10 protein-coding genes and 1 pseudogene are annotated in these 11,713 nt (G+C 67.5%); 5 read left to right on the forward strand and 6 right to left on the reverse strand.

Going from position 1 to position 11,713, the window contains the following annotated elements:
* The first annotated feature begins 12 nt into the window (after window positions 1-12).
* Window positions 13-1,323 carry a PQQ-binding-like beta-propeller repeat protein gene (locus tag FFS52_RS15585; protein WP_137810228.1) on the forward strand — a complete coding sequence of 437 codons (1,311 nt, stop codon included), beginning with the start codon at window positions 13-15 and terminating at the stop codon, window positions 1,321-1,323.
* Window positions 1,324-1,541: 218 nt separating this feature from the next.
* On the forward strand, window positions 1,542-2,306 hold the full coding sequence (locus FFS52_RS15590) for a lytic murein transglycosylase (RefSeq protein WP_065629105.1): 765 nt from the start codon (window positions 1,542-1,544) through the stop codon (window positions 2,304-2,306).
* 491 nt (window positions 2,307-2,797) lie between these two features.
* Here the strand turns inward: FFS52_RS15590 and FFS52_RS15595 are convergent, their stop codons facing one another.
* The 4 genes from FFS52_RS15595 to FFS52_RS15610 form a co-directional block, all read right to left on the reverse strand.
* Window positions 2,798-4,090: a M18 family aminopeptidase gene (locus FFS52_RS15595; protein ID WP_137810229.1), complete on the reverse strand. Its 1,293-nt coding sequence runs from the start codon at window positions 4,088-4,090 to the stop codon at window positions 2,798-2,800.
* A gap of 14 nt (window positions 4,091-4,104) precedes the next feature.
* Entirely contained in the window at window positions 4,105-4,785 is a 681-nt protein-coding gene (gene purQ / locus FFS52_RS15600) for a phosphoribosylformylglycinamidine synthase subunit PurQ (protein WP_058251220.1), read from the reverse strand.
* A gap of 10 nt (window positions 4,786-4,795) precedes the next feature.
* Window positions 4,796-5,035 (reverse strand): phosphoribosylformylglycinamidine synthase subunit PurS, encoded by a 240-nt coding sequence (gene purS / locus FFS52_RS15605; protein ID WP_010844201.1) that lies wholly within the window; start codon window positions 5,033-5,035, stop codon window positions 4,796-4,798.
* A 95-nt stretch (window positions 5,036-5,130) separates the two neighbouring features.
* The gene (locus FFS52_RS15610) at window positions 5,131-5,613 is read right to left on the reverse strand and encodes a glutathione peroxidase (protein ID WP_137810230.1); all 483 of its coding nucleotides are present in this window, start codon (window positions 5,611-5,613) and stop codon (window positions 5,131-5,133) included.
* A 126-nt stretch (window positions 5,614-5,739) separates the two neighbouring features.
* Between FFS52_RS15610 and FFS52_RS15615 the strand changes: the two genes are divergently transcribed.
* Window positions 5,740-6,246 (forward strand): MarR family transcriptional regulator, encoded by a 507-nt coding sequence (locus FFS52_RS15615; protein WP_137810231.1) that lies wholly within the window; start codon window positions 5,740-5,742, stop codon window positions 6,244-6,246.
* 131 nt (window positions 6,247-6,377) lie between these two features.
* A pseudogene (locus FFS52_RS15620) lies at window positions 6,378-7,926 on the forward strand (DHA2 family efflux MFS transporter permease subunit).
* A gap of 174 nt (window positions 7,927-8,100) precedes the next feature.
* Here the strand turns inward: FFS52_RS15620 and FFS52_RS15625 are convergent.
* Together FFS52_RS15625 and FFS52_RS15630 are read right to left on the reverse strand one after the other, a co-directional pair.
* A complete protein-coding gene (locus tag FFS52_RS15625; RefSeq protein ID WP_137810233.1) occupies window positions 8,101-10,269 on the reverse strand; it encodes a S9 family peptidase in 2,169 nt (722 codons plus the stop codon).
* Window positions 10,269-11,165 carry a phosphoribosylaminoimidazolesuccinocarboxamide synthase gene (locus FFS52_RS15630; protein WP_137810234.1) on the reverse strand — a complete coding sequence of 299 codons (897 nt, stop codon included), beginning with the start codon at window positions 11,163-11,165 and terminating at the stop codon, window positions 10,269-10,271. Before FFS52_RS15630 ends, FFS52_RS15625 begins: the two co-directional genes overlap by 1 nt.
* 89 nt (window positions 11,166-11,254) lie before the next feature.
* Here FFS52_RS15630 and FFS52_RS15635 point away from each other — a divergent pair, with 89 nt between their 5' ends.
* Window positions 11,255-11,542, forward strand: coding sequence for a SelT/SelW/SelH family protein (locus tag FFS52_RS15635; RefSeq protein WP_137810235.1), 288 nt, complete (start codon window positions 11,255-11,257; stop codon window positions 11,540-11,542).
* Window positions 11,543-11,713: the final 171 nt, after the last annotated feature.

Raw genomic sequence — 11,713 nt, forward strand, 5'->3', positions numbered from 1 at the left:
TGACTCTTACCCATGTCCTCTCGCTCCCGCGTCCGGGCCCTGTCCGCGCGTCTGCCCTTCGGCATCGGGACCGTCGTCTTCGCCCTGTGCGCCGCGCTGGTCGTGACCGGCGGCGTGGTGCTGGCGAGCGGCACCGCCCAGACCGACGACGGCGACTACGCCTACGGCGAGCTGCGCGGCTACGAACGCGAACCGGGGACCGCCTGGACGATCGTCGGGCAGGAGGATCTACCGGACTACTCCGGCGAGGTCACCATCGAGATCGCCGACACCTCCGACGAGGGATGGCTCATCACCTACCCCTCCGGGCTGGGGCGCTCGTTCGTGATGGTGGACCGGCGATCGGGAAACCTGCTGTGGGACAGCCCCATCAACGCGGGGCAGGGCGACTGCGCGGTCAACGAAGCCGGCCAGGTCGGTTGCGCGGTACAGCTCGGCACCCCACTCGAGGACGGCTTCTACCTCGTCGACGACGCCGGCATCCCTACCCGCACCGCCGAATACCTGGACACCAAATCGGTGGAGGGCCTCGGCAACAACTTCCTGCGCGTCAACCGGGTCGGGCACCAGGTCACCCTGAACACGCCGGCCGGCAACGGCATCTGGGCTCGGACCTTCGCGGCGCCGGTCGTCGGTATCGAGGTCACCGGCGACACCGTGGTCATCAGGACCGCCGACGCCAGCGAGCACCTGGTCAACCCCGCCACCGGTGAGGACCGCATCGGTTGCGATCAGTGCAGCATCAAGCTCTACCCGACCGGGGTGACCGTCGACCACCAGACGCACGGCGAGGAGAAGGTGGTCACCTACGCCACCGTCAACGGCCGGGTGGACGCCGATCCGGTCGCCGAGGCCGACGGTCTGAGCGTGCTGCCCGGGCCGTCGACCCTCCCGGTCCTGAACGCGGCGAACCTGGTCTTCGCCGCCGAGGGACAGTACGAGGTCCGCGACCCGGCACGTCCCGGGGCGCTGTGGCAGATCCGCGACGGCGAACTGTCCAAGGCCAATGCCATCGCGTGCGGGTCCCTCGTGAACTTCGGCCGCCTGGACGGTTCGCGGACGACCTACGCGCTCGCCGACGGCACGCACATCGGCAGCGGACCGCCGCCGGGACCGCAGCAGCCGATCCTCGCCAACCCGCGGTGCGTCGGGTCCAGCGGCACCACCATGGTCGTCGTCAACCAGGGCCTGCTGACCGGGCTCACCCCGGCGAACACCGCGGCCTGGGAGCGCGGCCTGTCCTCCCCCGGACTCGTGCGGGTCGTCGACGGATACATCGTCGTCAGCGAGGGCAGCACCCTGTCGATGCTCCGTCCGAACTGACCCCTCCGTTCCCCTGAACCCGAGGGCCTCAATCCCCCTTGTGGGCCGTTTCACATGCCGGGCCGAGCTTCCGGCCTCACCTGCAGAGACACGAATCGGTGGCGGTGTCCAGACCTGAATTGATCACGACAAGGTAACGCTTTGCTCACGGCCGCGTGTACGGTCGGCTCGGTTCCGCAAGCACGAACCACGAGATGTACACGCGAGGTCGATCAGTTTTGGGTAAGCACTCCAAGCCACGGAAGAAGTCACGCACACCGTTGTGGGCCACCGCCCTGCTGCCGGTGGGCGTTCTGGCCGGCGCGGCGACCGCCGGGGCCGAACTCTCCGGCAATACGCTGGCCCCCACGCCGGTGTCCGCGCCGCAGGTGACGTCCGAGGCCCCGACCACGCCACCGTCCGTGACGCCGGCTGTGAAGGCCCACCCGCTGGCACCCACTCCCCCGCCGCCGCCGGTTCGGCCGGCCAGCGTCACCACCGGTGCGGTCCCGGTGACCAACTACGACGCGTATGAGGCGGCCGCGAAGTCCGTCACGAGCACCCACCCGCGCTGCGGCATCGACTGGAAGGTCATCGCCGGGATCGGCCGGGTCGAGTCCCACCACGCCGATCAGGGCAACGTGAACCCCGACGGCGTCCTGCGCAGCGCGATCTTCGGTCCGCGCCTCGACGGCTCCCTCGCCGGCAACCAGGTCATCGGTGACACCGACGGCGGCGAACTCGACGGCGACCCGGTCTACGACCGCGCGGTCGGCCCGATGCAATTCCTGCCGTCGACGTGGAAGATGTACGCCGCCGACGGCAACGGTGACGGCAAGTCCGACCCGCAGAACATCTTCGACGCCGCGCTGACCACCGCGAACTACCTGTGCGACGACAACCTCGACCTGCGCGACTCGTCTTCGTTGGTGACCGCCGTCCTGCGGTACAACAACTCGATGGAGTACGTGAACAAGGTCCTCGGTTTCGCCCGCGAATACTGATCCCGCTGCCTCACCAGGACCCTTCGTGACGCGCCCTCCGCAAGCTCCGGGCGCTCCTCAGGGAGCAGTGGGCGACCTCGCGCCACTTACAAATGCAGGGAGCGCCCACCACCGGTTTGAAGTCGGCGCCCACCACCGGTTTGAAGTCGGGGAGCACCTACCACCGCTCCCTGAAATCGAGGAACGCCCACCACCGCTCCCTGAAGTCGAGGAACGCCCACCACTGCTCCCTGAGGTGCGAGGAGCGCCCACCACCGCTCCCTGAGGTGCGAGGAGCGCAAGCGACGAGCCACGAAGGGTCCGGCGACTGGGCTTGCGAGACCCTTCGTGACGCTCGCAAGCTCGCTCCTCAGGGAGCGAGGTGAGGCACTCGCAAGCTCGCTCCTCAGGGAGCGAGGTGAGACGCTCCTCGCAAGCTCGCTCCTCAGGGAGCGAGGTGAGGCGCTCGCAAGCTCGCTCCTCAGGGGCGCTCGTCGACTCGCGCGTCGTTCCTAGTCCTGCGTCAGAAACGCTTGCAGCGCAGCTGAATACATCGGCACGTCGTCGGCGCCCATGAGCTCACGCGCGGAGTGCATCGCGAGCTGCGGCGCACCGACGTCGATCGTCGTGAGCCCGGTGCGTGATGCCGTGATGGGCCCGATCGTCGACCCGCACGGTAGATCCGCGCGATGGACATATCGCTGCATGGGGACGCCCGCGGCGTCGCACGCGAGCGCGAAGACGGCCTCTCCCACCGCATCCGACGCATAGCGCAGGTTCTGGTTCACCTTCAGCACCGGTCCGCCGCCGATCGAGATGCGGTGCCCGGGTTCGTGGCGCTCGGGATAGTTCGGGTGGGTCGCGTGGGCCATGTCGCCGGACAGGCAGACGCTCGCGGCCATCGTCTGGAGGAAGTCCGCGCGTGATCCGCCGCGCGCGAGCACGATTCGTTCGCAGATCGACCCCAGGAAGTCCGAGGCGGCACCACGCTCGGAACCGCTGCCGACCTCCTCGTGATCGAACAGCACCAGCATCTTCGTGTGCGCCGACGAGCCGGCGTCGAGCAGCGCGCGCAGACCCGTGTAGCAGGTGCCCTGGTTGTCCAATCGCGGTGCGCTGAGCAGGTTTCCGTCGGCTCCGATGATCGCCGACGGCGCGACGTCGTGGGTCATGAGTTCCCAGCCGAGGAGCGCGTCCGGGTCGATGCCCGCGTACTCCGACACCCAGCCGAGGACGTCGGGGACGTCGTCGCCGATCCCCCACACCGCGTTGACATGCCGCTGCGGATCGAGCGTCACGCCCTTCCGGTCCTCGGACAGGTGGATGGCGAGTTGGGGTACCCGCACCACCGGTTCGGTCACATGAACCAGCGTGTGCGCCACCGAGTTCCCCGATCGGTACGCGAGGCGGCCGGAGAGGCCGAGATCGCGGTCGAGCCAGGAATTGAGCCAGGCGCCGCCGTAGGGTTCGAGCGCGACCATCGCGACCCCGGCCGACGAGCGGTCGGGATGCTGCTTGAGCCGCAGGTTCGGGCTGTCGGTGTGTCCGCCGACGATGCGGAAGGCGCCGGTCTGCCCGGTCTCCCAGGCGATGATCGAGCCGCCACGGATGACGTAGTGCCGCGCCGACGGGGCGTCGAGGCCGGCGTCCGCCCACGGCTGATCCTCGAACAGCCTTGTGTACCCGGCACTTTCGAGTTCGCGGGCCACCGTCGCGCAGACGTGGAACGGCGACGGCGAGGCGTCGACGAACTCGCCGAGGCCGCGTGCGGTCGCGCTGGTCGGAATCCTGGCGGACGCACTCATCGACGAACGCGCATTCACGCCGAGGCGAGGACCGAGTCGATCGCCGAGTAGAACAGTCCGAGGCCGTCGTCGCTGGGACCGGTGAGCGGCTCCGTGGCGTGCTCGGGATGCGGCATCAGGCCGACGATCCGCCCGTTCGGACTCGAGATACCGGCGATGTCGAGGGACGAACCGTTCGGGTTCCGCTCGGGGAACCGGAACACGACGAGCCCCTCACCCTCCAGCTCCTCGAGCTTGCGCTGCGAGGCCACGTAACGTCCTTCGCCGGACTTGAGCGGGATGAGGATCTCCGCACCCTGCTCGAAGCGGGTCGTCCAGGCCGTGGTGTTCGACTCGACGCGCAGCCACTCGTCGCGGCAGATGAAGTGCAGGCCCTCGTTGCGGGTCAGCGCGCCCGGCAGCAGCCCGGCCTCACAGAGCACCTGGAAACCGTTGCAGATACCCAGGATCGGCATCCCCTTGCCGGCTGCCTCGACGACGGACCCCATCACCGGAGCGAAGCGGGCGATGGCCCCCGCGCGCAGATAATCGCCGTAGGAGAATCCGCCGGGGACGATGATCGCGTCGACGCCCTTCAGGTCGGCGTCGCCGTGCCACAGCGCGACCGGCTCGGCGCCGGCCAGCCGGACCGCGCGGGCGGCGTCGACGTCGTCGAGGGTGCCGGGGAAGGTGATGACCCCGATGCGTGCTGTCATGTGCTGCTCTCTACTCCGCGACGCGCGAGACGTTGAAGTTCTCGATGACGGTGTTGGTCAGCAATTCCTCGGCGATGCGCTCCAGCGTCGTGTCGTCGACCGTGTCGTCGACCTCGAGCTCGAAGCGCTTGCCCTGACGGACGTCGCCGATCCCACTGAACCCGAGCCGGCCCAGGGCGCCGACGATGGCCTGCCCCTGCGGGTCGAGAATCTCGGCTTTGGGCATCACGTCGACCACCACTCGCGCCATGGACCGCTCCTCAATGTCTGCTGGTCGGTTGTCGCCTGACCGGTGTTCTCCCGATCAGTTCACGCCGGTCAGCTTACCGGGTGCACCAAATCGGCTCAGAGCACGGATTCGATGGCGGCGACGACCGTCGGATCGGTCGGCTCGGTGCGCGGACGGAAGCGGTTGACCACCTCACCGTCGGCGTTGACGAGGAACTTCTCGAAGTTCCACTGGATGTCGCCGGCCTCCCCGTCGGCGTCGGCGTGCTGGGTGAGTTCGGCGTAGAGCGGGTGACGCGCCTCGCCGTTGACGTCGGTCTTCTCCAGCAGCGGGAAGGTCACCCCGTAGGTCGCCGAGCAGAAGGTCGCGATCTCCTCGGCGGTACCCGGCTCCTGCCCCATGAACTGGTTGCAGGGCACTCCGACGACGGTGAGTCCCTTGTCTCCATACGTCTTGGCGAGTTCCTCCAGCCCGGCGTACTGCGGCGTGAGGCCGCACTTGCTGGCGACGTTCACCACGAGCAGCGGTCCGCCGAAGTCCTTCAGCGAGACGTCGGAGCCGTCCAAAGCGGTAACGGGGATGTCCTTGATGTTGGCCATGGCTGCCAGATTAGACGGCGCCCGCGCCGCCTTCGGGAGACCCGGGTCACAGGTGCCGCCACGGTATGCGCAAGGTCACCGTTAAGTGCGTTTCGGCAATAGTTGCATTCGGGTTAGCATCTTTCGGTGTCCGGAGAATGCAGGTCGAACAGCGGCGCCGACGAGTCGGTGAACGCTGCGTCGTCGGCGCTCAACGCCTTCCTCGAGCGGCTCATCGATCTGAGCCGGCCCGAGGCACTGGAGAGTCTGGCGGCAAGCGAGGTCACGTTCTCGCAGCTCCGAATCCTCTCCACGCTTGCATGTCAACCCGGGCCGATGCCGGTCAACGCGATCGCCGATCACGTTCACCTGTCCCTCGCGGCCGCCGGCCGGACGGTGGACAAGCTGGCGACCGGAGGTCTCGTCGACCGTCGAGAGGACCCGTCCGACCGTCGGGTCAAGCGCATCTCCCTCACCGACGCGGGCCGGCGCTACCTCGAGACCCATCTGGCCGTGAAGCGCGGGACCATCCGACACTTCGTCGCCAACCTGCCCGCAGACATGCGCGACAACCTCTGCGCGGCACTGCGTCCCATCGTCGACGACGGCGTCGACCATTTCTGTCTGCCCACCGACGGACGGCAGGCCTCGTGACTCCCTCTCCTAGCTCGTCGCTCCCTGATCTCTGACCACCGACCCTCACGGGGTCGAACGAGCCCACAGACTTCTCTGCCGCGGATGGCCGCGGCACGCCCATTTCTCGCCCGACCGATAGGAACACGCGAATGACCTCATCCACAGGTGGCCACCTGCACGACGGCCCACCCGACACCAAGTTGGACCGTCACGTCCTGCTGGTCGCGGGCGTGGTCGTGCTCGGCGCGATCATGTCGATCCTCGACGTCACCGTGGTGGCGGTCGCCCAGAACACCTTCCAGCAGGAGTTCGGCACCGACGCCGCGGGCGCCGCCTGGACCGCGACCGGTTACACCCTGGCACTGGCGGCGGTGATCCCGTTGTCGAGTTGGGCGGCATCGCGTTTCGGCACCAAGCGCGTCTACCTCGTCTCGCTGGTCCTGTTCACGGTGGGTTCGGTGTTGTGCGCGCTGGCGCCGAACATCGGCATGCTCGTGGCCTTCCGCGTGATCCAGGGACTCGGCGGCGGCATGCTGATGCCGATCGGCATGATGATGCTGACCAAGGCGGCCGGTCCCGAGCGGGTCGGTTCGGTCATGGCCGTGCTCGGTATCCCGATGCTCCTGGGTCCGATCTCGGGCCCGATCCTCGGCGGCGTCCTAATCGAGCAGCTGAGCTGGCACTGGATCTTCCTGATCAACGTCCCGATCGGCATCATCGCGCTGGTCTACTCGTGGATCGTCCTGCGCGACGACGCGGAGACCAGTCGCCCCTCGATCGACGTCGTCGGTCTGTTGCTCCTGTCGCCGGGGCTCGCGTTGTTCCTGTTCGGTATCTCCTCGAGCGCCGAGCACCGCACGTTCGTCACGGCATCGGTTCTGGTGCCGACCATCATCGGTGCACTGCTGATCGTGGCCTTCATCGTGCACGCCCTGCGCAAGAAGAACCCGCTGCTCGACCTGCGGCTCTTCGCGAACCGCACACTGAGCATCTCCGTCATCACGATGGTGCTGTTCATGGTCGCGTTCTTCGGTGCGGCGCTGCTGTTCCCGCAGTACTTCATCGGCGTGCGCGGCGAGTCCACGTTGACCGCCGGTCTGCTGCTGGCCCCGCAGGGCATCGGCGCCATGCTCACCATGCCGATCGCCGGCCGTCTCACCGACAAGATGGGTCCGGGCAAGTTCGTGCTCGCCGGCATCGTCCTGATCGTGCTGGGTCTGAGTACGTTCATGTTCCTCGGCGCCGAGACCTCGTACTGGCTGATCTGCGGTTCGCTGTTCGTGCAGGGTCTCGGCATGGGCATGACGATGATGCCGATCATGTCCGCGGCCCTCGCGACCCTCAGCAACCCGCAGGTCCCGGACGGTTCGACGCTGCTGAACGTCATCCAGCAGTCGGCCACGTCGATCGGTACGGCCGTCATCTCGGTGATCCTGGCCAGCAGCCTGGCTAGCCGACCCGAGGCGGGACTGGCGATCATGGCGAACACCTCCGACGATCCGCTGCCGCCGGGCGTGCCGAACCCGTTGCCGGAGTCGTTCTTCGAGACCGCGGCGGACGTGTTCTCGAGCACGTTCACCATCTCGGTGGTCCTGATCGTCCTCACCCTGATCCCCGCGTTCTTCCTGCCCCGCAAGAAGATCGCGTCGCCCCTCACCGAAGAGGACATGGACCGCGGGTCCGATCATGATGCACTGATCATCTCCTGCTGATCGCAAACCAAAGCCCCACCGACTTCCGGGTCGGTGGGGCTTTGTGGTTTCGACAAGCTCAACCAGCGGAAGGGTGAGCTCAACCAGCGGAAGGTGAGCTCAACCAGCGGAAGGGTGAGCTCAACCAGCGGAAGGTGAGCTCAACCAGCGGAAGGTGAGCTCAACCGGCGGGAGTATCGAGCGCGCCCGACTGCTGCAGGATCCACGCGATCTCGAACGCGACCTCTTCCCACTGCTTGTAGCGTCCGCTGACGCCGCCGTGGCCGGCGGACATCTCGGTCTTGAGCAGTACCGGGTTGTCCGAGGTGGTCTTCTCCTGCAGTCGCGCAACCCATTTCGCCGCCTCGGTGAACAGCACCCGGGTGTCGTTGAGCGAGGTCAAGGCGAGGATCGGCGGATACGGCTTCGCGTCGACGTTCTCGTACGGCGTGTAGGTCTTCATGTACTCGTAGACCTTCGGGTCGTGCAGCGGGTCACCCCACTCGTCCCACTCGATCACCGTGAGGGGCAACGACGGATCGAGGATCGAGTTCAGCGCGTCGACGAACGGCACCGACGCCAGGATCCCGTTGAACAACTCGGGCGCGAGGTTCGCGACCGCACCCATCAGCAATCCGCCGGCGGACCCGCCCTCGGCGACCATCTGCTGGGGTGTCGTCCACCCGGTGTCGACGAGATGCCGTGCCGCGGCCACGAAGTCGGTGAAGGTGTTCCGCTTGCTGAGTTCCTTGCCGTTCTCGTACCAGTAGCGCCCCATCTCCCCGCCACCGCGGATGTGGGCGAGGACGAAGACCATGCCGCGATCGAGCATCGACAGTCGTGCCACCGAGAAGTACGGGTCGATACTCGCCTCGTAGGAGCCGTAGCCGTAGAGGAGCAGGGGCGCCGGCTTGGCGGCGTCGGTTTCCTTGCGCCGCACCACCGACAGCGGGATCCGGGTGCCGTCCTCGGCAACGGCCCACTCCCGCGACTGCACGTAGTCGGCCGGGTCGTAACCGCCGAGCACCGGCTGCCGCTTGAGCAGGGTCCGCTCGCCGGAGGCGACGTCGAGCTCGAACAGTTCCGCCGGTTCGATGAAACTGCCGTATCCGATGCGGAGCCTCGGGGCACTCCATTCCGGGTTGGCGCCGAGGCCCGCGGAGCCGAGTTCCTGGTCGAACGTCACCTCGCGGAAATCCGATTCGACCGGTATGCCGTCGATCTGCCGCAGATCGACGATCGCGAGACGCGGCAACGCATCTCGGCGGTAGGACAGGACCAGGTAGTCGGCGAAGGCGTCGAGGTCCTCGATCCGGCGTTGCGGGTCGTGCGCGATCAGCGGACGACGGTCCGACGGGTCGGCGACCGGCGCGAGATCGATCGCGAAGTTGTCCGCCTTCTGCCCGTCGCGGACTTCGTTGTGCACGATGACCAGATAGTCCTCGCCGCCGATGACGGCGTGCTCGACGCTGTACTCGACCCCGTCGACCCGCGGTGCGACGCTGCGGAATTCACCCGTCGGGTCGTCGGCGGCGAGCAGGTAGCTCTCCGAGGTGATCTTGGACCCGACGCCGATGACGAGGTACTTGTCGCTCCGGGTGGTGCCCATCCCGACCCAGAACCGCTCGTCGGGCTCGTGGAAGACCTTGACGTCGGCCGTCCCGGCACCGATGTCGTGGCGCCACACCGTGTCCGGGCGCCAGGCGGCGTCGACCGTCGAGTAGAAGACGTGCCGGGCGTCCGCCGACCACACCGCACCCCCCGACGTGTCGCGGACCTCGTCGGGGAGGAGTTCCCCGGTGCGAAGGTCCTTGACGCGCAGGGTGTATCGCTCGTCCCCGACGATGTCGATGCTGTAGGCGAGCCAGTTGCCGTCGTCGCTGACGGTCAGCGCCCCGAGGCTGAAGAAATCGTGACCCTCCGCCTCGACGTTGGCGTCGAGCAGGATCTCCTCGCCGGGCAGCGGGTCGTCGCCCACCTCTGGCGGGGTCCAGTCGTCCTCGGACCGGATCGGGCAGCGGCACGATGTCGAGTACTGCTTGCCCTCATGGGTTCGCCCGTAATACCAGTGCCGCCCGCGCCGGTTGGGCACCGACATGTCGGTTTCCTTGGTGCGGCTCTTGATCTCGCCGAAGATCTGCGTGCGCAGGTCCGCCAGCTGCGCGGTGTGCGATTCGGTGAAGGCGTTCTGCGCCTCCAGGTAGGCGATGACCTCCGGATCGTCCTTGTCGCGCAACCATTCGTAGTCGTCGACGAAGGTGTCGCCGTGGTGGGTGCGTTCGGTGGGCACCTTCTTGGCCACCGGCGCGGTGACCGGCGCTGCGTTCATGATGGTCTTCTCGTCGGTCATCAGATCACCTCTGCGTCGGGCCAGTCCGCGAAGGACTTTCGCGAGATCCATTCGTAGGCATCGATATAGCGCTGCCTCGTGCGGTCGACGACGTCGTCGGGCAACGGCGGCGGCGCTTCATCGGAGGCCCGGTCCCACCCGGATTCGGCACCGGTGAGCCAGTTTCGCACGATCTGCTTGTCGAAGCTGGGCTGCACCTTGCCGGCCTCGTAGGTGGCGGCCTCCCAGTACCGCGACGAGTCGGGGGTGAGCACCTCATCGGCCAGGACGAGTTCACCGTCGGCCCCGCGGCCGAACTCGAATTTGGTGTCGGCCAAGATAATTCCGCGCTCGGCGGCGACGGCGGCGCCGCGGGCGTAGATGTCGAGGGTGGCCGATCGTAGCGCCTGCGCCAACTCCTCCCCCTCCTGCTCGACGACCCGCTCGAAACTGATGTTCTCGTCGTGCTCACCCTGCTCGGCCTTGGTGGCCGGCGTGAAGATCGGTTCGGGGAGCTTGCTCGCCTCCGCCAGTCCCGCCGGCAGTTCGACGCCGCACACCGACCCGGTCGCCTGGTAGTCGAGCAGGCCCGAGCCGGTCAGGTAGCCGCGGGCAACGCATTCGACCTGCACCATCGGCAGTCGACGGACCACCATCGACCGGCCTACGACCGACGCCGGGATCCGTTCGTCGGTGGGGCCGCCGGCCAGGTGGTTGGGCACGCCGAGCTCGTCGAACCAGTAGAAGCTCATCGCGGTGAGGATGCGCCCCTTGTCGGGGATCGCGGGACTGAGGATGTGGTCGTAGGCCGAGATCCGGTCGGACGCCACCAGCAGCAGGGTGTCGGCGTCGATCTCGTAGATCTCGCGGACCTTCCCCGACGCCAGATGACGGTAGGACTGCAGTTCAGGACGCATGGACTCGACCCTAGAGGGTGAGGTGACCCCGCGGGGCGGCAGGGACCACCCGTCCAGCCGTGGGCCCCGGGGTCTGCGATCCTGGATCGATGAGCGAGCCGCACATCACCATCACCTACTGCACGCAGTGCAACTGGCTGCTGCGGGCGTCGTGGATGGCCTCGGAACTGCTGAACACCTTCGGCACCGAGATCGGCTCGGTGACCCTCGTCCCCGGCACGGGCGGGGTGTTCGTCATCGACGTCGACGGCACCCAGATCTGGGAACGCAAGCGCGACGGCGGCTTCCCCGGTGCTCCCGAACTCAAGCGTCGCGTGCGCGACACCGCGCTCCCGGACTGGAACCTCGGGCACTCCGACGTCAGCGCGCCGGAGTGACCCCGTTCCCTAATCCGAGGAGCCGCACATCACTGCTCCCTGAGGTGTGAGGAGCGAAAGCGACGAGCCACGAAGGGCCTGGTGAGACACGTTGCGGAGCCCTTCGTGGCAGTGAGAATGGGTGTGGGTGGTTGACCGGGTTTGGGTCTGACTTACTTCGTGGCTGACGGT

Source organism: Gordonia sp. ALPHA1B1 (genome assembly GCF_005502615.1).
GTDB lineage: Bacteria > Actinomycetota > Actinomycetes > Mycobacteriales > Mycobacteriaceae > Gordonia > Gordonia hongkongensis.